The sequence below is a fragment of the Oceanimonas sp. MB9 genome, from assembly GCF_011319775.1.
GTDB classification, from domain to species: Bacteria; Pseudomonadota; Gammaproteobacteria; order Enterobacterales; family Aeromonadaceae; genus Oceanimonas; species Oceanimonas doudoroffii.
The window spans coordinates 24,886-49,332 of sequence record NZ_VFBE01000003.1 but is presented as its reverse complement, the minus strand read 5'-3'; the positions used below and the strand labels follow the sequence as shown (position 1 = coordinate 49,332).

The 24,447-nt window shown below is 61.4% G+C and carries 21 protein-coding genes; 11 read left to right on the top strand and 10 right to left on the bottom strand.

From position 1 onward, the window contains the following. Positions 1 to 178: 178 nt before the first annotated feature. Positions 179 to 1,138, top strand: a complete 960-nt coding sequence (zntB, locus tag OJHNALOF_RS01670; protein WP_165660964.1) for a zinc transporter ZntB — start codon at positions 179 to 181, stop codon at positions 1,136 to 1,138. A gap of 1 nt (position 1,139) precedes the next feature. Here zntB and OJHNALOF_RS01665 read toward each other — a convergent pair whose 3' ends face one another. From OJHNALOF_RS01665 to OJHNALOF_RS01650, 4 genes are read right to left on the bottom strand one after another with little or no spacing between them, the layout of a single operon-like run. Then, positions 1,140 to 2,519: an ABC transporter ATP-binding protein gene (locus OJHNALOF_RS01665; protein ID WP_165660963.1), complete on the bottom strand. Its 1,380-nt coding sequence runs from the start codon at positions 2,517 to 2,519 to the stop codon at positions 1,140 to 1,142. After that, positions 2,516 to 3,352, bottom strand: coding sequence for an ABC transporter permease (locus OJHNALOF_RS01660; protein WP_206063525.1), 837 nt, complete (start codon positions 3,350 to 3,352; stop codon positions 2,516 to 2,518). The genes OJHNALOF_RS01665 and OJHNALOF_RS01660 overlap by 4 nt, the downstream gene beginning before the upstream one ends. Further along, positions 3,349 to 4,284 carry an ABC transporter permease gene (locus OJHNALOF_RS01655; protein ID WP_165660962.1) on the bottom strand — a complete coding sequence of 312 codons (936 nt, stop codon included), beginning with the start codon at positions 4,282 to 4,284 and terminating at the stop codon, positions 3,349 to 3,351. Before OJHNALOF_RS01655 ends, OJHNALOF_RS01660 begins: the two co-directional genes overlap by 4 nt. Then, on the bottom strand, positions 4,281 to 5,801 hold the full coding sequence (locus tag OJHNALOF_RS01650) for an ABC transporter substrate-binding protein (protein WP_165660961.1): 1,521 nt from the start codon (positions 5,799 to 5,801) through the stop codon (positions 4,281 to 4,283). Before OJHNALOF_RS01650 ends, OJHNALOF_RS01655 begins: the two co-directional genes overlap by 4 nt. Before the next feature lie 166 nt (positions 5,802 to 5,967). On the opposite strand from OJHNALOF_RS01650, the gene OJHNALOF_RS01645 reads away from it, so the two are divergent. Continuing rightward, positions 5,968 to 6,507, top strand: coding sequence for a glutathione peroxidase (locus OJHNALOF_RS01645; protein ID WP_165660960.1), 540 nt, complete (start codon positions 5,968 to 5,970; stop codon positions 6,505 to 6,507). Positions 6,508 to 6,605: 98 nt separating this feature from the next. On the opposite strand, the gene OJHNALOF_RS01640 is transcribed toward OJHNALOF_RS01645, so the two are convergent. Beyond that, the gene (locus OJHNALOF_RS01640; protein ID WP_165661063.1) at positions 6,606 to 8,141 is read right to left on the bottom strand and encodes a BCCT family transporter; all 1,536 of its coding nucleotides are present in this window, start codon (positions 8,139 to 8,141) and stop codon (positions 6,606 to 6,608) included. 298 nt (positions 8,142 to 8,439) lie between these two features. Between OJHNALOF_RS01640 and OJHNALOF_RS01635 the strand changes: the two genes are divergently transcribed. From OJHNALOF_RS01635 to OJHNALOF_RS01625, 3 genes are read left to right on the top strand one after another with little or no spacing between them, the layout of a single operon-like run. Next, a complete protein-coding gene (locus OJHNALOF_RS01635; protein WP_094201260.1) occupies positions 8,440 to 9,567 on the top strand; it encodes an aromatic ring-hydroxylating dioxygenase subunit alpha in 1,128 nt (375 codons plus the stop codon). A gap of 33 nt (positions 9,568 to 9,600) precedes the next feature. Beyond that, complete coding sequence (locus OJHNALOF_RS01630; protein WP_094201261.1) at positions 9,601 to 11,049, top strand: NAD-dependent succinate-semialdehyde dehydrogenase; 1,449 nt, start codon at positions 9,601 to 9,603, stop codon at positions 11,047 to 11,049. 23 nt (positions 11,050 to 11,072) lie between these two features. Then, a complete protein-coding gene (locus OJHNALOF_RS01625; protein WP_165660959.1) occupies positions 11,073 to 12,023 on the top strand; it encodes a PDR/VanB family oxidoreductase in 951 nt (316 codons plus the stop codon). A gap of 29 nt (positions 12,024 to 12,052) precedes the next feature. Here OJHNALOF_RS01625 and OJHNALOF_RS01620 read toward each other — a convergent pair whose 3' ends face one another. Beyond that, positions 12,053 to 12,994: a helix-turn-helix transcriptional regulator gene (locus OJHNALOF_RS01620; protein WP_165660958.1), complete on the bottom strand. Its 942-nt coding sequence runs from the start codon at positions 12,992 to 12,994 to the stop codon at positions 12,053 to 12,055. Further along, entirely contained in the window at positions 12,995 to 13,939 is a 945-nt protein-coding gene (locus tag OJHNALOF_RS01615) for a LysR substrate-binding domain-containing protein (protein ID WP_165660957.1), read from the bottom strand. A gap of 99 nt (positions 13,940 to 14,038) precedes the next feature. On the opposite strand from OJHNALOF_RS01615, the gene OJHNALOF_RS01610 reads away from it, so the two are divergent. Next, positions 14,039 to 15,109, top strand: coding sequence for a tartrate dehydrogenase (locus OJHNALOF_RS01610; RefSeq protein ID WP_165660956.1), 1,071 nt, complete (start codon positions 14,039 to 14,041; stop codon positions 15,107 to 15,109). A 65-nt stretch (positions 15,110 to 15,174) separates the two neighbouring features. Here the strand turns inward: OJHNALOF_RS01610 and OJHNALOF_RS01605 are convergent, their stop codons facing one another. Together OJHNALOF_RS01605 and OJHNALOF_RS01600 are read right to left on the bottom strand one after the other, a co-directional pair. Then, complete coding sequence (locus OJHNALOF_RS01605) at positions 15,175 to 16,707, bottom strand: TerC family protein (protein WP_094201266.1); 1,533 nt, start codon at positions 16,705 to 16,707, stop codon at positions 15,175 to 15,177. A 301-nt stretch (positions 16,708 to 17,008) separates the two neighbouring features. Continuing rightward, on the bottom strand, positions 17,009 to 17,902 hold the full coding sequence (locus OJHNALOF_RS01600; protein WP_165660955.1) for a LysR substrate-binding domain-containing protein: 894 nt from the start codon (positions 17,900 to 17,902) through the stop codon (positions 17,009 to 17,011). Positions 17,903 to 18,064: 162 nt separating this feature from the next. Here OJHNALOF_RS01600 and putP point away from each other — a divergent pair, with 162 nt between their 5' ends. The 5 genes from putP (at position 18,065) to OJHNALOF_RS01575 (ending at position 22,885) form a co-directional block, all read left to right on the top strand. After that, on the top strand, positions 18,065 to 19,549 hold the full coding sequence (gene putP, locus OJHNALOF_RS01595; RefSeq protein WP_206063523.1) for a sodium/proline symporter PutP: 1,485 nt from the start codon (positions 18,065 to 18,067) through the stop codon (positions 19,547 to 19,549). 26 nt (positions 19,550 to 19,575) lie between these two features. Further along, positions 19,576 to 20,442 carry a DUF1989 domain-containing protein gene (locus OJHNALOF_RS01590; protein ID WP_165660954.1) on the top strand — a complete coding sequence of 289 codons (867 nt, stop codon included), beginning with the start codon at positions 19,576 to 19,578 and terminating at the stop codon, positions 20,440 to 20,442. Between the two features lie 68 nt (positions 20,443 to 20,510). Beyond that, positions 20,511 to 21,257 (top strand): 5-oxoprolinase subunit PxpA, encoded by a 747-nt coding sequence (locus OJHNALOF_RS01585; protein WP_165660953.1) that lies wholly within the window; start codon positions 20,511 to 20,513, stop codon positions 21,255 to 21,257. Continuing rightward, positions 21,254 to 21,964 (top strand): 5-oxoprolinase subunit PxpB, encoded by a 711-nt coding sequence (gene pxpB / locus OJHNALOF_RS01580; RefSeq protein ID WP_165660952.1) that lies wholly within the window; start codon positions 21,254 to 21,256, stop codon positions 21,962 to 21,964. Before OJHNALOF_RS01585 ends, pxpB begins: the two co-directional genes overlap by 4 nt. Then, a complete protein-coding gene (locus tag OJHNALOF_RS01575; protein WP_165660951.1) occupies positions 21,965 to 22,885 on the top strand; it encodes a biotin-dependent carboxyltransferase family protein in 921 nt (306 codons plus the stop codon). Positions 22,886 to 23,051: 166 nt separating this feature from the next. Here the strand turns inward: OJHNALOF_RS01575 and OJHNALOF_RS01570 are convergent, their stop codons facing one another. Next, a complete protein-coding gene (locus tag OJHNALOF_RS01570; RefSeq protein ID WP_165660950.1) occupies positions 23,052 to 24,434 on the bottom strand; it encodes an NAD(P)/FAD-dependent oxidoreductase in 1,383 nt (460 codons plus the stop codon). Between the last annotated feature and the right edge of the window lie 13 nt (positions 24,435 to 24,447).

Sequence of the window (24,447 nt, the reverse complement as noted above, 5' to 3'; positions counted from 1 at the left end):
TAATACCTGTTTACTGACCTGTCTCATTTATGCACATCCAAAGACACTTTATTAAATCTCAACCTATTGCCTCATCGGTAAAAGGCAATGCGCAATAGCCAAGGATTGACGCGTTTCACATGAAACCACGCCATGCTTGCGTTAAGCTGGGGCTTTCTCGCGCCGGGGAGGAAGGCAGATGGAACCGCTACCGCAACAGTGCATTTATCGCCTGCAGCTTGGGGGTGAGAACGGGCTGCAGCCGCTGGCAGAAAGTGAGCCGGCGGCGACGCCGGTATGGCTGCACCTGGACTATGAGCAGCCCGAAAGTGCCGGCTGGTTGCATACCACGCCGCTGATTCACGACAGCGCCCGGGACACCCTGCTGGGCCAGAGCAGCCGGCCCAAGCTGGTGCGCCAGGGCGACAACCTGCTGCTGACCCTGCGGGGCATCAACCACAACCAGGGCGACAGCCCGGAAGAGATGGTGGCGCTGCGCATTTACATCACGCCCCAGCTGATTATCAGCAGCCGGCACCGGCCGTTGCTGTCGGAGCAGGACGTATACGAGCAGCTCGCCGACAGCGAGGGCCCGGTCACGCAAGGAGACTGGCTGGTGGAAATGTGCGACGCCCTCACCGACCGGGCCGGCGAGTTTGTGGAAAGCCTGCACGATCAAATTCTGGAACTGGAAGAGCGCATTCTGGAGCGGGAAAGTCCGGCCCAGGGCCAGCTGGGCCGTATTCGTAAACAATTGATTTTGGTGCGCCGTTACCTTTCTCCCCAGCGGGATCTGGTGGCGCGGCTGGCCAGCGAGAAAATCGGCTGGCTCAACGACGACGATCGCCGCCGCCTGCTCGACATTGCCGACCGGCTGAGGCGCTGGCTGGACGATCTCGACGCCGGCGTGGCCCGCACCGCGGTGCTGGCGGACGAGGTCAATAACCTGATGGCCGAGGCCACCAACCAGCGCGCCTATCAGATGTCGATCATGGCGCTGCTGTTTCTGCCCGCCAGTTTTCTTACCGGCCTGTTCGGCATCAACCTGGCCGGCATGCCGGGGGCCGATAACCCCGCCGCCTTCTGGATTTTCTGCCTGAGCCTGCTGGCCCTGGGCGGCGGCCTGGGGTTCTGGCTGCACCGCAATCGCTGGTGGTAAGTCAGCCCAGGGTCAACACCCGGTCCGCCACCTTGTTCACCAGCGCCGCCTCGTGGCTCACCAGCAGCAGGGCACAGCCCCGCTCCCGGGCCAGATCGGTCAGCAGTTTAATGGTGTGCTGCTGGGTCACCAGATCCAGTCGCGAGGTGGGCTCGTCGGCAAACAGCAGCACCGGCTCCAGCAGCAGAATGCGCAAAATCGCCAGCCGCTGCAGCTCGCCCCCCGACACCTCCCGGGGCAGGCGATCCAGCAGATTCAGAGACAGCCCCAGGCGGGGCAGCAGCCGCTCCACTTCGGCCCAGTCCTTGCGGTGCAGTTTCACCAGATCCTGCAGGCCCTGGCCCAGGCGGCATTCCGGGGCAAAGGCGGCGGGCGGATCCTGATAAAGCTTCTGGTAGCGGGTGCGAGGCAGGCTGGCATCGCGCCATACCGTGCCGGCGTCCGGCGCCAGCACGCCTAAGCAAATGCTGCCCAGGGTGCTCTTGCCACAGCCGCTCGGGCCCACCACCCCCATGATCTCGCCGGCGTTCAGCTCAAAGGAAACATCACTGAACAGGCTGCGGCCGCCCCGGGACTTGGCCAGCCCTTCCACTTGCAGCACGCGCTCACCGGCGCCGGCCGGCACCAGGGCCGGCCAGGCGTCGGGCTCCGCCGCCAGCAGGGCCCGGCCATAGTCGCTCACCGGCGCCTTCAGCACGGCTTTCGCCGGGCCGGATTCCAGCACCTCGCCATTGCGCACTATCATCACCTCGCCGCCGAGCTGACGGGCCACAGCAATGTCGTGGGTAATGGTGAGCAAGCCACCCCCCGCCTCGGCCACCTGCCTGAGCAGCCCGGTCACTTGATCCCGGCTGCCGGCGTCCAGGCCCTTGGTGGGCTCGTCGGCAATCACGATATCGGCGCCGCCGGTGCTGGCGGCGGCAAAGGCCAGCCGCTGCATCATGCCCCCCGAGAGCTGGCCCGGCAGCCGATCAAGGGCATGACCCAAGCCAAGCCGGGTCAGATCCTCTTTGGCCAGCCGCCGGGCTTCAGGCCAGTCCCGGTCCGCCAGGTAGCGATAGCCCTCGGCCACCTGATCCACCGCCTTCATGGTGGGGTCCAGCGCCAGCCAGGGCTCCTGGGGCAGCATGGTGAGCCGGCGGCCCCACAGTTTGCGCCGCTCGGCGGCGGGCAGGCCGCTGAGCTCTTCGCCCCGCAGCCAGAGCCGGCCTTCCACCCGCAGCGCCGCCGGCAGGTTGCCCATAATGGCCTGGGCGATCAGGCTCTTGCCGGAGCCGGTTTCCCCCAGCAGGGTCAGCGGCCGTCCGGCGGTCAGGGTAAACGACAGCGGCCGCACTATGCCGGGCACCGCCAGTTGCTGTGCTTTCAGCAATTCGGTCATGGTTTGCGGCCTCCCGCCAGCAGGTTAAGGGCCAGCACCAGCAGAAACACCGCCGCTATGGGTTGCAGCAGTATCCAGGGGGCCTCGTGGTAATAGGGCAACAGCTCGGTCATCATCAGGCCCAGCTCGGCGGTGGGCGGGCGCAGCCCGACGCTGACAAAACCCAGGGCGGCAATCGCCAGAATGGCGGTGGCGGCGCCAAAGGCACCCAGGGTCAGCACCACGGGCGCCAGCGCCGGCCACAGGTGACGGCGCACTATATAACCGGGGCCAAAGCCCAGCAGGCGCGAGGCCTCGATTTGCGGCGACGCCATCAGGGTGCGGGTGGTCAGGCGCACCACGCGAAAATATTCAATCCACAGCACCAGGGCAATGCCCACATACAGGGTCCAGAAATTGCCCGGCGCCAGGGCCACCAGCAGCAGCACCAGCAACAGTCCGGGCAGGGCCAGCAGGGTGTCGGCCAGCACGCCCAGCGCCCGGTCTACCCAGCCGCCGCGCCAGCCGGCAAGCACGCCCAGCAGCACGCCGGGCACGGCGGCGGTCACCACGCCCAGCAGCGACAGGCCCAAAGACAACTGCACCGCCGAGCTCATACGCGCCAGCATGCTGCGGCCCAGGTGATCGGTGCCAAACAGTTCGGCTGCTCCCGGCGCGGCCAGAATGCGGCTGTAATTCTGCTTTACCGGATCCAGATCCATCACCAGCGGCAACACAAAGCCAAACAGGGCCAGGGCCAGCAACAGGCCGGCACCCCAGCGCTGACGGGTGTTCAGCCACCGGCGACCGCCGGCTTGGGCCGCCGGGGCGGCAAGGTCAGTCACCTGGCTCATACTTCTCTCCTTCTCGGATCGATACGGTGGCACAACAGGTCCACCAGGGCGTTCAGCAGTACGAACATCAGCCCCAGCACCAGGGCGGTGCCCTGGATCATGGGCACGTCCCGCGCCACGATGGCGTGCACCAGGGCATGGCCGATGCCGGGCCAGGCAAACAGGGTTTCCACCACCACCACGCCTTCGATCAGATACACCAGTTGCATGGCCTGATGGGCCAGCACCGGCACCGCCACATTACGCAGGCCATGGCGCATAAACACTCGGCCCTCGCTCAGCCCCTTGGTGCGGCCAAAGGCGTAATAGGCGGAGCCGGCCACGCCCTGCATGGCGTTGCGGCTCACTCGGCAGGCCACCGCCGCCAGCCCCAGGGCCAGGGTCAGCGCCGGCAGCAGGGTGTGGGCGGCGGTGCCATGGCCGGCGGCGGGCAGCCAGCCCAGCTGCACCGCCAGCAACATCACCAGCAAAATGCCGATCACAAACTGAGGCAGGGCCCGCAGCACGGTGGCCAGCACCAGGGTCAGCCGGTCCAGCCGGCCGCCGGGCCTGAGCCCGGCGAGCAGGCCAAGGGGCGGCCCCAGCAACAGCGACAGGCCCACCGCGGCCACGGCCAGGGTGAAGGAGTGGCCCAGCTGGTGACGCAATTCCTCAATGACAGGGTCGCCGCTCACCAGGGAGTTGCCCAAATCGAGCTGCAGCAGATCCCACAGCCACTGGCCCAGGGCCTGCCAGGCGGGCAGGCCCAGTCCCAGCTCGGCCTGCACCGCGGCGGCGGCGGCCGCATTCACATGGTCATAACCATAACGGCCGGCGGCAATGCGAAAGGCCATGTCGCCGGGCAGTGCCTGGGTGAGCACAAAGGTCAGCACGCCCACCATCAGTGCCACCAGCACCGCCTGCATCAGCCGATAGCTTAATACCGGTATCACTGGGCCCACCTCATGTCGCTCACACGATAGCTGCGCTCAAAGGGATCCATGCTGAAGCCCTCAACCTGCCTGGATACGGCGGCGGTCTGCTGATACCAGGCCACGGGAATCACCGGCAGCTGCTCATGCAAAATGGTGGCGGCTTCACGGCGCAATTCGGCGGTATCCTGGTCCTGGGTGGCGGTCAGCAGTTGCTGCAAAATCTCGCCCAGGCGCTCGGAGTGCCAGTTCATCGCGCCCCAGTCGCCGCCGTTCGGTCCAAAGTCCTGCAGCAGGGTGCCCAAAGGATCGGGCACCAGGGCAAAGTTGCGGGCCATCAGCCCCAGCTCCAGGGTGCCGTCCCGGTGACCGGCGGGTATTTCACTGGAGTTGGCCACGTTCACCGCCAGCTCCACCCCCAGCTCCCGCCACTGATCCTGAATGGCGGTGGCCAGCAGGGGCAGCTCGGGCCGGTCGGAGAAGGTGGTCAGGGTCAGTTTAAAGGGCGTGCCGTTGCGGCTGAGCATGCCTTCGTCGTTCGCCTGCCAGCCCAGCCCGGCAAGCAGGGCCCTGGCCTGTTGCAAATCCCGTTCGGCACCGCTCACCTGGCTCAGGTGCCAGTCGCTCATGGACGGCGGAAACAGCTGGCCGGCACCGGCCTCGGGGGTGCGCAGCAGGGCCACCGCCATGCCGGTGCGCTCCAGCGCCAGACTCAGGGCCCGGCGCGCCTCGGGCTCGGCCAAAAAGGGATGCCCGGCGTTTACCTTCAGGGTCACGGTGCGGGGAATGGCCACGGCCTGCACGGCGAGTTTGGCATTACGCTGCAGCCGGGCTCGGCTTGCCGGATCCAGGGTAAACACGACATCGGCATCGCCGCTTTCGGCCATCAGTGCCCGGGTTTCGCCCCGGCCGGCGGCCAGGTAGCTGAGCCGTTCAATGGCCGGGGTTTCACCCCAGTAATCCTGAAAGACTCCGGCGGTCAGCTTTTGCGGCATTTGCAGCTGTTCAATGCGGTAGGGGCCGGTGCCAATGACCTGGGTGGCTTCGCCCGCCTCGTTGTAGGACGCCGGCGCCAGTATCTGCACCGAGCTGTGCGCCAGCAGTGCCGGCAGCGGCGCAAAGGGACTGCGCAGCCGCACCACCACCTCGTTGCCTTCGGCGGCAATGGCCGCCACCGGCGCCTGGCTCAGCATGCCCGGTTTGGCCAGGGCCAGGTTCAACGCCTGCACGGCCACCTCGGTGGTCAGCGGGCTGCCGTCGTGAAACTGTACGCCCGGGCGCAGGCGAAAGCGCCAGGTCAGCCGGTCTTCAGACAGCGCCCAGCTTTCGGCCAGGCCGGCCTCGGGCTCGCCCCGATCGTCGACCTCTACCAGGGTCTCGCTGATCTGCAGCCGAGTGTAAACATAACCGGCCTTGGCGGGGTCTGTGCTGCCAATCTCCCAGGGCGCGACGATGTCGAGCACGCCTTCGGTGGCATGAGAAACGGCGGTAACGGCCAGCAGGCCGGCACCGAGCAGGATCGAACGGGGTTGCATCATGGGGGGCTACCTGAAACGGAAGGGTGAACAATCAATATGGTTACAATATAACATCACATTTTACCTTTGCCGCCCAGCCCGAGTGCAAGCATTTGTTATTCGCCGGGGTCATTTTTTGTCAGTAACCTTACGCCATGCCCGTGCTGATTCCTGAAAGGAGAGTCGAATGAAGAAATTGTTCTGTGGCCTGTGCGGCCTGCTGCTGTGTCACACAGCCTCCGCCACCGAGCCCGATACCGCCGCCCTTTATCAGCACCAGCTGCCCCGGCTGCATTCCAGCGAACTTCTCGATATGAGCCAGTTTGCCGGCCAGCCGCTGCTGGTGGTGAACACCGCCAGCCACTGCGGCTTTACCGGCCAGTTTGAAGGCCTTGAGGCCCTGTATCAGCAATATAAGGATCAGGGATTAAAGGTGGTGGGCTTTCCGTCCAACGACTTCAAGCAGGAAGCCAAAAGCGAGGCCGAAGCGGCAGAGATGTGCTTTGTGAATTACGGCGTCACCTTTGACATGGCGGCACCGGTAAGCGTGAAGGGCGACCAGGCTCACCCCATTTTCAAGGAGATCACGCGCCAGAGTGGCAAGCAGCCCCGCTGGAACTTTTACAAGTTCGTGATTGATCGGAGCGGCCGGGTGACCGAGGTGTTTTCCAGCATTACCGGGCCCGAAAGCAAGCGGCTGCAGGCCGCCATCGAAAAGGTATTGTAACCGGTGCAAACGCAGCAATGCCGGCCCGAGGGCCGGCATTGCATTATTATTGGCGGCAATCTCGCCGCCCCAACGGGTCTGGCAGATGCCAGTGAGGCTCAGGGAGTCACGGCGCCTTCCGCCACCTTGTCCAGCGGACCCTGGCCGGACTGAATGGCTCCAATCTCTTCATTCAGGCCCTTGTAGGTGGAATAACACATCAGCAGCATCAGCACCGACAGGGGCAAGGCGGTGGCCACCAGGGCGGACTGCAGTCCCGACAGGCCGCCGGTCATGATCAGCACGGCGGAAATGCCCGCGATCACCACGCCCCAGATCACCTTGGTCACGCTGGACGGGTTGGGGTTACCGTTCTCACTGACCATGCCCAGCACAAAGACGGCGGAGTTGGCCGAGGTCACAAAGAACACCAGTACCAGTACCATGGCCAGAATGCTGAGCAGGGTTCCCATCGGGAAGTAATCCAGGAACTTGAACAGCGCCGAGGTCACGTCGGTTTTCACCGCCTCGGCCAGGGCCACTTCACCCAGGTTCTGAATAATGTGAATGGCGGAGCCGCCCATCACGGCAAACCAGACAAAGGAGCCCAGGGCCGGAATAAATACCGCACCCATCATGAATTCCTTAATGGTTCTGCCTTTTGAAATGCGGGCCACAAAGCTGCCCACCAGGGGGGCCCAGGCAATCCACCAGCCAAAATAGAACAGGGTCCAGCTGGCAATCCAGGTGCCGTCGCTGTAGGGCTCGGTTCTGAACGACATGCTGATAAAGTTCTGAACGTAATCGCCAACCCCCTGGAACAGGATTTTGAAAATGGTCTGGGTCGGTCCCATCAGAATGACAAAGCCGAGCAGTGCAAAGGCCAGCAGCATGTTCAGGTTGGACAAATGCTTGATGGCGCCCTGCAGACCTGAAATGGTCGAGGCGATATAGACCACGGTCACAATGCCGATAATGACAACCTGGGTGGAAATGTTAACTGGCAGTTCCCAGAGCGCATTCATGCCGCTGTTCACCTGCAAAGTGCCAAAGCCCAGGGACGTTGCAATTCCTATCACAATGGAAAGAATAACAATAATATCAATCCACTTGCCCATGGGCCCCTTGATTCGATCACCGATTAACGGATGAAAGACCGAACTGAGTGAAGACGGCAGTTTTTTCCTGAATTGAAAAAAGGCCAGAGACACCCCCACCAGGGCATAACAGGCCCAGGCGGAAACGCCCCAGTGCAGATAAACATATTGCATGGCGGTTTTGGCCGCCTGCTCGCTATACCCTTCACCGACAGGGGGATCGATGTAATAGGAAACCGGCTCGGCAATGCCCCAGAACACAAGACTGATACCAATGGAGGCACTGAACAGCATGCCAATCCAGGTCGCAGTATTATATTCTGGGCGATCGTGGTCATCACCCAGGCGGATATTTCCGAATTTTGACACGCCCAAATACATGCAAAATGCAAAGAAAATAAACACACAACCAAGAATGAACCAGCCCAGGTTATTGTAAATAAAACCTAAAGATCCATTCGAAAACGACTCCAGCTTCTCAGGTATAAAAATTCCAGTACTTATCAACATAAGACTAAGAATTAACGATATATAAAATACCGATTTCTTATTTTTCATCATGATACGACCTCTCCATTTTCCTCACTCCATATGCTCCCACGGGTACGCCGCCGCACCGCGTAAACGACACCGAAGGTTGACAAAAGATAGCGATGGAGACAGTGTGCGTCAACAAAAAATTAACCGAAAGAAAACAACACAAAAACACACAAACCACTGTTTTATAAATAAAAACCAAAAATAAGTGTTAGCTTGGTTAATTTTTTCAAAGATTTCCATTGACTCACGAGAGGATGGAGACCTAACATCCGCATAAAACGTCAACCCACAGTTTACACTGGGAGCAAAAGAAGCCATGAGCAATGCAAGCAAAGTCATTTCCATCAAGGACCACAGCGATATCGACAACGCCTGGACCATACCCGCCCGTTACTACACTTCGGACGACGTCTTTGAGTTTGAAAAGGAAAAAATCTTTGCAAACTCATGGGTTTGTGTTGCCCATTGCAGTGAAGTGGCCGACAAGAACGCCTATATCACCCGTGAGCTGATCGGCGAGAGCCTGGTTATTGTGCGGGGCCGGGACGGCGTGCTGCGCGGCTTCTACAATGTTTGCCCCCACCGTGGTCATCAACTGCTGAGCGGTGAGTCGGGCAAGGCCAAAAACGTGATCACCTGCCCCTACCACGCCTGGGCCTTTAAGCTGGATGGCCAGCTGGCCCACGCCAACAACTGCGAAAACGTCAACAACTTCGAAGCGGATGCCATGAGCCTGAGCAGCTTCCACGTGGTTGAGCACGCCGGCTTTATCTACGTCAACCTGACCCGGGGCGAGCCCCAGCCCATCGAGGAACAGCTGCCCGGCCTGGCCGAGAAAATGGAAGAAGCCTGTGCCGTCATCAGGGATCTGAAGCTGGCGGCCCGCTTTGTCAGCCATACTCCGGCCAACTGGAAGACCATCGTCGACAACTATATCGAGTGCTATCACTGCCCGACCAACCATGTCAGCTTTGCCAGCTCGGTAGACGTGAACGTGTATGACCATCAACTGCATGACAACTGGACCGTGCAGATCGGCAAGGCCAAGCCGTCCGAATCTTCCTACCAGTTCGACAGTTCACTGGTAGACCCGCGCTTCTCCGGCTTCTGGATCTGGCCCAGCACCATGTTCAACATGCCCCCGGGTGGCGACTTCATGACGGTGATCTACGAGTTTCCGATCAGCGCCGGCGAGACCCTGCAGCATTACGACATTTACTTCCTGAACGAAGAACTGACCGAATACCAGAAAAACCTGGTCGACTGGTATCGCGATGTATTCCGCCCGGAAGATCTGCGCCTGGTCGAGAGCGTACAGCGCGGCCTCAAGTCCCGGGGTTACCGGGGTCAGGGCCGCATCATGGCCGACCGCCAGCGCAGCGGCATCAGTGAGCACGGTGTGGCCCACTTCCACAAGCTGGTTGCCGGTGCACATCAGGACTGACGGCACGCATTCCCCATCAAGGAGCATTACAAGATGAATATTCTCAGCAATCAGGACCTGTTCCGGCAGGCCTGCTACGTCAACGGTCAGTGGATTGATGGCGACAACGGCATTGCCGTGACCAACCCGGCCGACCAGTCGGTGCTGGGCACCGTGCCCAGCCTCTCCGTGGAGCAGGTGAACGACGCCATTGTGCAGGCCCATGCCGCCATGGCCGGCTGGAGCGCACGGACCGCCAAGGAGCGCGCCAAGATTTTGCAGCGCTGGTTTGAACTGATCGAAGCCAATATCGACGATCTGGGCACCATCATGACCCTGGAGCAGGGCAAGCCGCTGCAGGAGGCCAAGGGCGAGATCCGCTATGCGGCGTCCTTTATCGAGTGGTTCGCCGAAGAAGGCAAGCGTGTCTACGGCGAGACCATTCCGCAGACCGTCAGCACCAATCGCCTGTCTACCATCAAGCAGCCTATCGGTGTGTGCAGCGCCATCACGCCCTGGAACTTTCCAGCCGCCATGATCACCCGCAAGGCCGCGCCCGCCCTGGCGGCAGGCTGCAGCATCATCATCAAGCCGGCCTCGGAAACGCCGTTCACCGCCCTGGCCCTGGCCGAACTGGCCGCCCAGGCGGGCATTCCCGCCGGCATTTTCAACGTGATCACCGGCGATGCCCGCACCCTGGGTGAACCCCTGACCAAGCATGAGCTGATCAGCAAGTTTTCCTTTACCGGCTCCACCCAGGTTGGCCGCAAGCTTTATGAGCAGTGCGCCTCAACCATCAAGAAAACCTCCCTTGAGCTCGGCGGCAACGCGCCCTTTATCGTGTTTGACGACGCCGATATCGACAAGGCCGTGGCCAGCGGCATGCTGGCGAAATTCCGTAACGGCGGCCAGACCTGCGTTTGTGTTAACCGCTTTTACGTGCACGACGCCGTTTATGACGAGTTCCTGGAAAAATTCACCGCCAGGGTCGCCGAACTGCGGGTGGGCAACGGGCTGGAGCAAAACACCGATATCGGCCCCATGATCACTCGGCGTGCCATTGAGGGCATGAATGTGCTGCTGGAAGATGCCCTGGCCAAGGGCGCCCGCCTGGTGGATCTCGGCACCGAAATCGAGGAGCAGGGCAACTACATCAACCCGAAGATCCTGGTTGATGTGGATGACTCCATGGACATAGTGCACGAAGAAATCTTCGGCCCCATTGCCACCCTGATCCGTTTCACCGATGAAGACGAAGTGCTGAACCGGGCCAATGACACCATTTTTGGCCTGGCCGCCTACTTCTTCTCTCAGGATGTGCGCCGGGTATACCGCGTGGCAGAGCGACTGGAAAGCGGCATGGTCGGCATCAATACCGGCATGATTTCCAATGAAGTCGCGCCCTTTGGCGGGGTCAAGCAGTCCGGCCTGGGTAAGGAAGGCTCCCGATACGGCATTGAGGACTACCTGAAAGTGAAGTACCTCTGTATCGACATCGCCTGATTTGAAATAAAGCGAGTACCGTTATGAACCAGCAAAAAATTGCCGTCAGCGTCAGCAAGATCGAACGACTGAGCCCCAACATCAAGATGTTTGAATTTACCGCCAAGGATACTCCCCTGAGTACCTTTCGTGCCGGTAGCCATGTCACCGTACACATGGATGAGGTGGGGATCAGACGCGCCTACTCGCTGATCAGCGACCCTGAGCGTCCCGAGCACTACCGCATTTCGGTGCTGCGGGATGAAAACTCCAAGGGAGGCTCCGCCTACATGCACGACAGCGTGGCGGAAGGGGATGAACTGTTCCTGTCACCGGCAGAGAACTTCTTTCCGCTGGTTCATGACAATACCTGCAAGCATGTGCTGGTTGCCGGCGGCATCGGCATCACGCCCTTCCTGTCCTACCTCTATGAGCTGGAACAGGCGGACATGGAGTTTGAGCTGCATTACTGCTTTCGCGATGGCGCCAATGCCGCCTATGTGAATCATCTGCGCGAGCGCATTGGTGATCGGCTGCATGTGTATGACAACGCCCAGGATCAGCACCTGTCGGTGGAGCAACTGGTGGCGCGCCAGGGCAAGAACACTCATCTCTATGTGTGCGGTCCCCAGCCGCTGATCAACGCGGTGATTGAGCACGGCAATGCCCTGCTGGGAGAAGAGCAGACCCACTTCGAGAACTTTGGCGAAGTGGCCAGCAACGGCGACTCCTTTGAGGTGCACTTTCAGCGCTCCGGCTTCACCCTGGAGGTGGGCGAGAACATGTCCATCCTGCAGGCCATCGAGGCCGACAAGCGTATCGCGATTGACTGCATGTGCCGCAACGGCGTGTGTGGCACCTGCGAAACCGCCATTCTGGAAGGGGAAGCCGATCACCGCGATCACTACCTGGACGACGATGAACGCGCCTCTCAGCAGACCATGATGATCTGTGTCTCACGGGCCCGCAGCAAACGCCTGGTGCTGGATCTCTGATATTGATTGGCGCCCTGCCCGGGGCGCCATTATTTGGCCGTCCGGCCCGCTTCCTGCTCGAACTCGAACAGCAGAAACGACTGCTGATCATCGTCCAGGTGGTGGTGTGCGGTGACCTCCCAGCCCTGAAACTGCAGCCGGCCCTTTCCGGTTTCGCACACTCGCTCCAGCCATGCCTTGTTGTTCATCACCAGCTGATACAACAACCGTTGCAGCTCCAGATAATCCAGACCGTCGGCCTGCCCCTGGCGGTTACTGACCAGGATCTCGCCGGCCTTGTCGGTAAACACCACAGGGTGATCCATGTGCGCCAGCAGCACATCAAAATACTGCTTCATCTTGCGCAGGCGCAGCTCGTTATTCTTGCGCTCGGTGTTGTCGAGGCTGATACCCAGCAGCTTGGTGACCTTGCCGTTGGGCCCCTTGACCCCGGTGGCCCGGGAAGTGATCCAGCGATGCTGGCCATGGCGCTCGATTTTAAAGTCCATTTCATGGGCGCCGCCTTCACGAATAATCCTGGAGTAGCCGTTCACCAGTTTGTCGCGGGCCTCATCGTTCATCAGGGCCCAGAAGTCATCGTTGGTGTTCAGGCGCACGCCATAAACGGCTTCCACATTGTCGGAGTATTGCAGCTCATCCGTCAGCAGGTCCCACTCCCAGGTGACGATTTCGGCCGACTCCTGCAGGTGTAACTCGGTGATATTGCTGACCCGGGTCTGTCCGGTATCGGCCTGCTGCTGGCCCTGCTCCGGCTGGACGTTGGTATATTCCCCGTACTTCAGCCAGATCTTGTCGACCTCCAGATGGCTGGCCAGGCGGTCGAGGTTGCCTTCATCGATCATGCCCCCCTTGGTCCACTTGTTGACCGCGGTACGGGAGACCCCCAGGGCCTCGGCCAGCCTGAGCTGGCTCATTTTCTTTTGTTTCAGCAGGGCCAGCAGGCGTTTTCCAAATTCATTGGTGCTCGTCATTTATCTTTGTTTACCTTGTGTTTGTTCGTCCTGACCCTTCCATTGCATGTTGTCCGCCAGGTACGTTTCCAGGCTCTCGATAAACACGCGCAGGTTGGCGCTGGTTCTGACACTGCGGGTATATACCGCATACACATCGGCGGTCTGATACCACGCCGGCAGCACCCGGACCAGCAGCCCCTGTTCCAGCTCCTTCGCCACGCTCCAGATGGAGCGCAGCAATATGCCTTCACCGTTCAGGCACCATTGTTTGGCCACGTCGCCGTTATTGACACTCAGGCTGCTGTTGGGAGAGACCGTCATGCGCTCTTCTCCGCTCTCTATTTTCCAGGCGGCCGGGGCCTGATTGCGCTCGCGAATGCAGATGCAGGTATGCTGCCGCTCCAGCTCCTTGGGATGCTCGGGCCGGCCGTGCCGGGCCAGGTAGTCGGGCGAGGCACAAAGGATCCTGATGTTGTTGGCGAGGCGCCGTGCAATGTGCTGCTCCGGCAGGGTGCCGCCGATGCACAGATCCAGATCCATGCGTTCACCGATGAGGTCCACCGGCCTGTCGACCAGGGTCAGATCAATGCCCAGTTGCGGATAGCGCGCGCGCAGCGACAGAATAAAGGGGTTGAGGTATGCCGCCCCAAAGCCGGTGCTGCAGCTGATGCGCAGCACACCGCTAATCTCTTCACGACAGGCACCCAGTGCGGCCTTCATGTGCGCCAGCTGCTGCAGCAGCTGTTCGCCGGTGCCGAGCACGATTTCCCCTTCCGGGGTCAGACTGATGGCGCGGGCAGAGCGAAAGAACAGCACCAGCCCCAGGTTTTCCTCCAGCAGCTTGATGCGTTTGGACACATAGGCCGGAGACACCATCAACTGCTCCGCCGCGCGGGCAAAACTCATCAGGCGGGCGGCGGTGACAAACACCCTGATGTCTTCCAGGGCGGGCAGCTTGTCCATAAACCGTAAACCCAAAGATTACATTTCGTGCCTACATCTTATCAGAGCAGATCATAAACTGGTTGCCTAAATTCTCACTTTGAACAGCCAGGGGTAATCATGGGAACACATTTCAATATCGCCGTCATTCCCGGCGACGGCATCGGCAAGGAAGTCATTCCCGAAGGCCTGAAGGTACTGCAGGCCGCCGCCGGCAAGCACGGCATCAGCATGGAGTTCACCCATTTCGACTGGTCGTGCGAGACCTACCACAGCACCGGCAAAATGATGCCGGACGACGGCCTGGAGCAGCTCAGCAAGTTCGATGCCATTTTCCTGGGGGCGGTTGGCTTTCCCGGCGTGCCCGACCATATCTCCCTGTGGGGCCTGTTGCTGCCGATTCGCCGCGCCTTCAACCAGTATGTCAACCTGCGTCCGGTGCGCCTGTTTGAAGGGCTGCAGTCACCGCTGGCCAACAAACAGCCCGGTGACATCGACTTTTATGTGGTACGCGAAAACGTAGAGGGCGAATACTCCGCCATCGGCGGCATTCAGTATGAAGGCACCGAGGACGAGGTGGTTTCCCAGCAGAGCATCTTTACCCGCAAGGGCACGGACCGCATTCTGAAATATGCCTTTGAGCTGGCCCGCTCCCGGGACAAGAAACACCTCAGCTCGGCCACCAAGTCCAACGGCCTGTTTCATTCCATGCCCTACTGGGACAGCCGGGTGGCGGCCATGGCGAAAGACTACCCCGACCTTAAGGTGGACCAGTTCCATATCGACATCTTCACCGCCAACCTGGTGAGAATGCCGGAATTCTACGACGTGATTGTGGGCTCCAACCTGTTCGGGGATATTTTGTCCGATCTGGGTCCCGCCTGCACCGGCACCATTGCCATTGCGCCGTCCGCCAATATCAACCCGGAGAAAACCTTTCCCTCCATGTTTGAGCCGGTGCACGGCTCGGCCCCCGATATTGCCGGCCAGAACATCGCCAACCCCATCGGCACCATCTGGGCAGCGGCCATGATGATGCAGCACCTGGGCAGCCAGGCCATGCACGACACCATCATGAGCGCGGTGGAAGCCGCCATTCGCGACCGACTCTCCCTGACCCGGGACATGGGCGGCACGGCCAGCACCCAGGCGCTTGGCCAGGCGGTCACCGACCTGATCCTCGCCCAGTAACCGGCGCGGTAACGGACACAAAAAAAGGGAGCACCGACGTGCTCCCTTGTTGATCAGTCACCGGTTCAGGCGGCGAGCGGAGTGATGCGCACCTGGGCGATGCGGAAGTCTTCCACTTCCGTGACCTCAAAGCGCAGATCCTCGTGCTCAAACACGGCACCGGCTTCCGGCAGCTGACCGGCCAGCGCCAGCAGCATGCCCGCCAGGGTGGCGTATTCGTCATCCGGATCCACCAGTCCCTTGCGTGACAGTACCTGCTCCAGGTAGTGCAGATCGGTACTGCCCTTGACCAGCCAGCCGTTGTCTTCCACCAGCACTTCCGGATCCTCGTCTTCGTCGAGAAACTCGCCGACAATGGCTTCCAGCAGGTCGTGGGGCGTGACCAGGCCCTGCACGGTGCCGAACTCATCGTTCACCAGCACCATGTTGCCGCGGGCATCGCGCAGCACGTTGAGCAGTCGGATCACGCTGATGCTGTCGGGCACGATAATGGGCGCGCCGCCTTCCGCCAGCTCCGCCAGGGTCTTGCCTGCCTTCAGGCCAGCCATCAGATCCTTGGCCCGCACCACGCCCAGCAGGTTGTCGAGCTCGCCGTCGCACACCGGGAATTGGCTGTGGGACGAAGCCATCAGCTCCGCCACCTGCTCTTCCCGCGTGTCGTTCACGTCCAGCCAGACGATGTCGGAGCGGGGCGTCATCACGGTGCGAATGGAGCGCTCGGCCAGCGACAGCACGCCGCTTATCATGTTGCGCTCTTCTTCCACAAAGCCCTGCTGCTCGGTTTGCTGGGGCGCTTCTTCAGACTCGTCTTCGGCCTTCAGCTTGCCCCCCATCAGCCGGAAAATGGCGTCTGTGGTGCGTTCCCGCAGGGGCCGGTGGGCTTCCTGGCGGACCTTGTTGCGCTGGGCCAGCTGGTTAAAGAACTCGATCAGAATCGAGAAGCCAATGGCCGCATACAGATAACCCTTGGGAATGTGGAAGCCAAAGCCTTCCGCCACCAGGCTGAAACCGATCATCAGCAGGAAGCTCAGGCACAGCACCACGACCGTGGGGTGGGCGTTGACGAAGTCGGTCAGGGATTTGGACGCCGCCAGCATCACCGCCATGGCGACCACCACGGCGATCATCATCACCGCCAGGTTATCGACCATGCCCACGGCGGTAATAATGGAGTCGAGCGAAAACACCGCATCCAGCACCAGGATCTGGGCAATCACCACGCCAAAGCCGGCATAGACATTGCTTTTCTCCTCTTCCTGCATGTTGCCTTCCAGCCGCTCGTGCAGCTCGGAGGTGGCCTTGAACAGCAGGAACAGACCACCGGCCATGAGAATGAGGTCCCGCCCCGAGAAGCTGAAGCTGCCCAGGGTCACCAGCGGCGTGGTCAGCGTCACCAGCCAGGACACCACACTCAACAGGCCCAGGCGCATCACCAGCGCCAGGGTCAGGCCTATCACCCGTGCTTTTTCCCGCTGATGAGGCGGCAGTTTTTTCACCAGAATGGCAATAAATACCAGGTTGTCGATACCCAGTACGATTTCAAGAATAACCAGTGTCAGCAAACCCGCCCACACGGACGGATCCATCAGGAATTCCATGTTTTACCTCGTTGAGAGAATGTGGTTAAGCGGATCAGCGAATCACGCGCGCCAGGCCGGAAACGTGAGTATAGTCACGGCAGCGAGCGGGTCGGAACAAAACGGCGGACGCCGGAAAAAGCGGGGAAAGGCAGGAAAATGAGTGATTAACAGCGTGTTGCAAGCAACTTCGCGAGCAGTCCATATAGTACACCGGCGTTTGGCCGGACCTCTTGGTTAAAATGAGCGCATATCATAATCGGAAAACGCCCGCTGGCAATAGTATTTCGATTATCTGCTCGGCCGGGGGCTGAGCCCGGGATCACCCCCCCTGGACCGCCCCGTTCGCAGCCTGCTCCCGAATCCAGTCGCAAAAGACCTGCACCGCCGTCGACGGCTGGGGATGATGGAACAGCCAGTACGCCCGCTGTTCATTCACCGGCTGATCGAACAAGGTCAGCAGGGTGCCCTGAAGCAGTTCGTCCTCGATCAGCCGGAGCGGACACAAGGCAACCCCCTGACCGGTAATGGCAGCGGCGCTGAGCAGGTTGAATTCCTGGTAAATGCCGCCGTCGCTCAGGGTAGCCGGATTGAGCCCGTGGTGCCGAAACCACTGCTGCCAGGGCTGGTGGGAATGATCGTGCAGCAGTTCCCAGTGCAGCAAGTCCACCGGCTGACGGGCTTCCCCCACTCGATCCAGATACAGAGGGCTGGCCACCGGATAGGTGGCCCCGGAAAACAACCGCTGCCCCTCGGCCTGTGCCGGCGGCTCGCCATCCAGCCAGTTGATCAGCACATCGGCCTCGGCATCGATGGGAGCATAGAGGTAATCGGCATACTGAATGCTAATGGACAGCTCCGGGTAGCGCTCGCGAAAGCCACTCAGGCGCGGGATCAGCCAGCGCACCGCCACAGAGGGCAGGCAGCGCACCCGCAATCGCTGCCCCTGTTCCTTACTCAACAGGCCATCCACCGCCTGGTCGAGCAGGCGAAACCCTTCACGCAACCCTTCCGCCAGCCGCCGCCCTTCGGCGGTCGGCACCACGCCGCGTCCGCTGCGGGCCACCAGGGCGACTCCCAGGCTGTCTTCCAGCCGGCGCAGCTGGTGGCTGACTGCCGACTGGGTAATGCTCAAGGCCTGAGCCGCCGCCCTCAGGCTGCCGGTCGAGACGATGGCATCAAAGGCTTTCAGGGAAGATAGGCTGGGACGCACCATAAAACATGACTTAAATTCATACAATGCTCGAATTTATATCACTTTTAGATAATTAAAAACATATATAACCTCGTTCTTATCAGGTTTTGCGCCAGGGGTGGCGCCCCGGCCATGCCCCGGTCACACCGATCTCAATCAGGGAAGAAACAACGAGGTATCTCTATGGACACGGCAGTGCTGGTCTCTTTCGGACTCTATTTGCTGATGATGCTCGGCATCGGATTTTACTTCTATCGGGCCACTAAGAACCTGTCTGACTACATATTGGGCGGCCGTAACCTGCCCCCTAGCGTGGCGGCACTCAGTGCCGGCGCCTCGGACCTGAGCGGCTGGGCCCTGATGGGCCTGCCCGGCGCCATCTTCTCCCAGGGCCTGGGTCAGGCCTGGATCGCCATCTGGACCGTGATCGGCATCTACCTGAACTGGACCCTGATTGCCGAACGGCTGCGGGTGTTCACCGAGGCTGCCGGCAACGCCCTGACCCTACCCGACTACCTGGAAAGCCGTTTCGATGATCGCAACCGCATACTGCGTACCCTGTCGTCCCTGGTCATGCTGTTGTTCTTCACGTTTTATGTGTCGGCCGGCATGGTCGGCGGCGCCGTGCTGTTTGAAAGCCTGTTCGAGATCGACTACCACACAGCCCTGTGGGCCGGTGCCCTGATCATCGTCTCCTACACCTTTCTCGGCGGCTTTCTCGCCGCCTCCTGGACCGATCTGGTGCAGGGCATCATGATGGCCCTGGCGCTGCTGTCAGTAGCGGTGATGACCTGGCTCAACCTGCCCGTAGACACCGAGTTGCCGGCCCAGGCTCCCGCCATGAAGGGCTTCTGGGACGATATCAGCCTGATAGGCATGATTTCTCTGGCCGGCTGGGCCATCGGTTACTGCGGTCAGCCCCACGTGGTGGTGCGCTTTATGGCGGTACGCAAACGTGAAGACATCGCCGTGTCCCGTCGCATCGCCCTGGGCTGGTCCGTGATCACCATGGGCTCCGCGGTGGCGGTCGGCGTGTTCGGCTTTCAGTGGTTCGGCGGCAACCTGGACAACAGCGAACGAGTGTTTCTCGATCTGGCCCATCTGATGCTTAACCCCTGGGTCGCCGGCTTCGTACTGGCCGGGGTGCTGGCCGCCATCATGAGCACCATAGATTCCCAGTTGCTGGTCTGCTCCAGCGCCCTGTCCGAAGATCTGTACCGTGGCTTTATGCGGCCTCAAGCCAGCCAGCAGGAACTGGTCTGGGTCGGCCGACTGAGTGTAGCGGCGGTGGCCGTGATCGCCGGCATCATGGCTACGGATCGAGACAGCAGCATTCTGGAGCTGGTCGCCTACGCCTGGGGCGGTTTCGGTGCTGCCTTTGGCCCGGTCATTCTGCTGTCTTTGTTCTGGCGCAGCATGAGCCGCAACGGCGCCATCGCCGGCCTGCTCACCGGCGCCCTGGTGGTGGCCCTGTGGAAACCGCTGAGCGGCGGCCCGGCCGGCATTTTCGACATCTTTGAGGTGGTTCCCGGCTTCTTCGCTTCACTGCTGGCCATAGTGGTGGTCAGCCGCCTGGGGAGCGCCAAACGCGAGCAACAGCGTTTTGACACCCTGCTGCAGTCCATGGACAGCCGCACTGCCCCGACCGCCGTGACCACCAGCCACTAATTCATCATCAACAGGAGTCAGCCAACATGGCCAAAGTACCCGCAGCCTATCAGGCAACCAAGGGATCCATTCTGGATGTGGATAAAGCCTTCTACGACCGGCTCACCGCCGCCAACACCGAGCGCACCTTGCTCGAAACGGTCACCGTACCGATGCGCGACGGCCAGGCCTGGGTGGTGCCCGCCGGTCACGTGTTTCGCATCAAGGTGACCGAAGGCCCTCAGGTAGGGGATTTCAATATGTGGAACCTGCACAACCCTCGCGAGCGGATGTGGGCTTCGCGCACCCGCCAGCTGCAGCGTGCCCACGTCAGCACCTATGATCGGCTGTGGTCCACCCTGCCCTATCTGAGACCCATGGCTACCATCATCGACGACAGCCTGGCCGACTACGGTGTCGACGAAGACGGCGGCCGAGTACATGACCTGCTGGGTACCCGCTGCGATCCCTATGTGAACCGCCTGCTCACCGGCGAGGACTTTGACTTCCACTGCCACTCCAACCTGGTACGGGCGGTACAGCCTTACGGCCTTACCGAACTGGACGTGCACGACGTGCTCAACGTGTTCCAGTGCACCGGCCTGAACGACGACGACCAGTACTTCATGAAGGCCTGTCCGGCCCAAAAGGGAGACTACCTGGAGTTCTTCGCCGAAATCGACCTGCTGTGCGCCATGTCCTGCTGCCCGGGCGGAGATCTGTCCATCGACCTGTGGGGACCGGAAGCACGCGACCCGCTGGAAACCTGTAACCCGCTGGACGTGGAGATCTATGCAGTCGAGCCCGCGTTGCTGGCGGACTGGTCATCACCCCAACCTGCCCCCTACAAGGGCAACCATGGCATGCGCCTGCAGCGGGTTGACTGGCCGGCGCTGAAAAAAGCCTGCTGCTAAGCGGGGTGCCCGGCTCGGCCGGGCACAGTAAGATAGGCAGAGTAACCATCACGGAGAGAGTGGCCGCCATGCCAAAACTACTGCTGAATGCCGATATGGGGGAGAGCTTTGGCCCCTGGAAAATGGGAATGGACGAGGCGGTGATGCCCTTTGTCGATCTGGCCAACGTGGCCTGTGGCTTTCACGCCGCCGACCCGGACACCATGCGCCGTACCGTGCGCCTGGCCCTGAAGCATAAGGTGAACGTGGGCGCCCATCCCGCCTACCCGGATCTGGTGGGGTTTGGCCGCCGCTCCCTGGCCTGTTCTCCCACCGAAGTGGAAAACATGGTGCTCTACCAACTGGGGGCACTTAACGCCATCTGCCGGGCCGAGGGCACACAAGTGCATTACGTCAAACCCCACGGCGCCCTCTACAACGACATGATGCGAGATCACGACCGGCTGGCGGCGGTAATGCGCGCCGTGGCCGCCTTTGACGCCGGCCTGCCGCTGATGCTGATGGCCACCGCCGACCCTCGTCCGGCCCGGGAGCTGGCCGACCAGCATGGTGTTACCCTCTGGTTTGAAGCCTTCGCCGACCGGGCCTACGACGCCGATGGCTTTCTGGTGCCGCGCAGTCAGGCCGGCGCCGTGCATCACGATGCCAAGGTGATCGTCGAGCAGGCCCGGCGCATTGCCCAGGGCGAAACACTGGTCGCCAGCGACGGCAGCGCGCTGCGCCTCGTTGCCGATACCCTGTGCGTGCACGGCGACAACCCGGAGTCTATCGCCGCCATTCAGGCCATTCGCCAGGCACTGGAGTCGCTGTCGTGAGTGCCCTGCCCCGGCTGGAGAATGCCGGCATGGACGCCTGGCTGGTGCGCCTGTTCGATCATATCGACGAGCGCAACATGGGCTGGATCACCGCCCTGGTGCGTGCCTGCGAACAGGCCTTTGGCCCCCGGCTGGTTGACCTCATTCCTTCATACACCACGGTGCTGGTGCAGTTCGATGCCCTGATCCTGGACCATGCCGAGGCTCGCCGCCTGCTGGCGGACATTCTCGCCCGGTTGCGTCCGGATCAGGATGAAGGAGAGGTCCCGATCAAGGAGCTGCCGGTGTGGTATCACCCCAGCGTGGGCCCCGACATGGCCCGGCTGGAACAAAGCACCGGTCTCGATGCGACCCGGCTTATCGCCCTGCACAGTGAGCACACCTACCGAGTGTTTGCCCTTGGCTTCGCCCCCGGGTTTGCCTTTATGGGCTCGGTGCCGCCAGCGCTGGAACTGCCCCGGCTCGATACGCCGCGCCGGCGGGTGCCGGCGGGCAGCGTGGCCATTGCCGGCCGCCAGACTTCCGCCTACCCCCAGGCCTCACCCGGCGGCTGGAATTTGCTCGGCCGCACCAGCGCCCGCCTGTTCGATCCGGCCAGCGAAGTACTCAGCCTGCTGCAGGTGGGTGATCGGGTACGCTTTGCCCCGGTCGGCAAGGCCGAATTCGAGCGGCTGGGCGGCGACACCACCCCCATGGAGGAGCGTTAAATGAGCGCGGGATTCATCACCATCAACCGCCCCGGCCCCCTGACCACGGTGCAGGACGCCGGTCGCTTTGGCGTACGCCGGCTGGGTATTACTCAGGGCGGCCCGGCCGATCTGCACGCCTGGGCCTGGGCCAACTGGCTGGTGGGCAATCCCTGGGGCAGTGCCGCCGTCGAGATCACCCTGGGCGGACTGGAGCTGACTGCCGAGCATGACTGCCTGCTGGCACTGACCGGTGCCGACATGCAGGCCAGCCGCAACGGCGAGCCCCAGCCCGGCTGGCAATCCTTTACCCTCAAGGCCGGCCAGCGGCTCAGCCTGGACATGTGCCGGCAGGGTGTGCGCGGCTATCTGGCGGTGGCCGGCGGTTTCGTTGCCGAGCCGGTGCTGGGCAGCGCCGCCTGCGTGGTACGCGACGGCCTCGGTGGTCACAGAGGGGACGGCAGCAAGCTGGCCGAAGGGGACAGGCTGGCCTTTGCCGGCGGCGGTCAGGCCCGCCCCCTGCCGGCGAACGCACTGCCCGATTACGCCGAGCCCGTGGTGCTCGGACTGATCCCCGGCGCCCAGATTGCCGAATTTGACGGCGCCAGCCTGTTTGAGGCCTTTAACCGGCCCTGGCAGGTCGACACCCGGGCCGATCGCATGGGCGTGCGCCTGCTTGGCCCGACCCTGAAGTGCAAGCTGACCTCCATGGTGTCGGAAGGCATCAGTCTGGGAGCAGTGCAGGTGCCCCCCGACGGCCAGCCCATCGCACTGCTCAATGACCGACAAACCATCGGCGGCTACCCCCGCCTCGGCACCCTCAGCCCGCTGGCCTGCGCCCGCCTGGCCCAGTGCCCGCCGGGCAGCGAGCTGCGCCTGCGCGCCATCAGCCAGGAGCAGGCACTACGCGACTACCGCCGTTTCCGCACCCGGTTCAACTGAACGCTGTACTGGCCTGCAGATCTGGATCCCCACTCGGATCTTGCGGGGATCCGAGTGCAAGGATCCTTATTGCAGTGCAACATGAGATCCTCGATCTCGAAGGGTGGCCAGTCCGGCAACAAAAAAGCCCGCTTCCTAAGCGGGCTTTTTCCTGCCGGGCCAGGCCTCAGTCGACCTTGTCGAAACGCTTGTTCTCAATAAAGTCGAGGGACATAAAGCTTTCCAGCGAGTCGTCCTTGATCTCCAGCCAGCTGGCCGGCAGGCGGGTCGCCATGGTGCCGGTTACGGTAGAGCGATAGCACTGCTCGCGAAAGTTCATGATGCCGGCCTGCTTGTCCTGTTGCCACTCCTTGAGCAAGGCGGCCTGCTCTTCCACTCTGAATTCGGGGTAGTCGGTGGGGCCGAGCAGATCGCGAATGTAGCTGGCCTGAAAGTCGATGGCGTCGCAGCAGCCACCCAGCCGCTCATGGCGATCCAGCCAGTGGGCCATGTCCTGGCGGCGCTCCTCCGCTTCCGGCAGGGTAATTTTGCCGAGGATCACATCGCGGGCATACCAGGCCTGGGCGTCGAACATGTTGAAGGTGAAATACTGATCCTGCATGCCCAGATAGATCATCTTCGGGTTGTGCTGGTAGAAAATACCCTTGTACAGGTTGTCCGGATACAGGCAGTTATGGGTCTTGAGCCGCAGCGCGTCCGGCAGGAACGGAAAGTGAAACAGGTAGCCGGTGCACATGATGATGGCGTCAAACTCCTTGGTGGAGCCGTCGGCAAAATAGCCGGTGTTGCCATCGAAGTGGGCCAGCAGCGGCCGTTCTTCCATGCCCTCTGGCCAGTCAAAGCCCAGCGGGTTGCTGCGATAGCTGATGGTCACCGATTTGGCGCCGTACTTGTAGCACTGGGAGCCGATGTCTTCCGCCGAGTAGCTGGCACCCACCAGCAGCACGTTCTTGTCCTTGAATTCCAGGGCGTCACGGAAGTCATGGGCATGCAGCACTCGGCCCGGGAACTGCTCCACGCCTTCAAAGTAAGGCATGTTGGGGGTGGAGAAGTGACCGGTGGCCACCACCACATAGTCGAATTCGTCGCTTTCCTGCTCACCGGTCTTGTGGTTCATCACGGTGACGGTGAACTTGCCGGTGCGGTCGTCATGGTTGACCCAGCGCACCGGACACTCAAAACGGATGTATTTGGAAATGGCCTGCTTGTCGATACGACCCATGATGTAGTCTTTCAGCACGGCCCGCGGCGGGTAGGAAGGAATGGCCCGGCCAAAGTGCTCGTCAAAGGAATAGTCGGCAAACTCCAGACACTCTTTCGGGCCGTTGGACCACAAATACCGATACATGCTGCCATGAACCGGCTCGCCGTTCTTATCCAGTCCCGTGCGCCATGTGTAGTTCCACATGCCGCCGATATCACTTTGCTTTTCAAAACAAACGATTTCCGGCAGGTTCTGCACCCCTGCCCTGCGAGCCGCTTCAAACGCTCTCAACTGTGCCAGACCACTGGGTCCGGCGCCCAAAATCGCGATTTTTTGCTTGCTCACACGTGCACTCCTT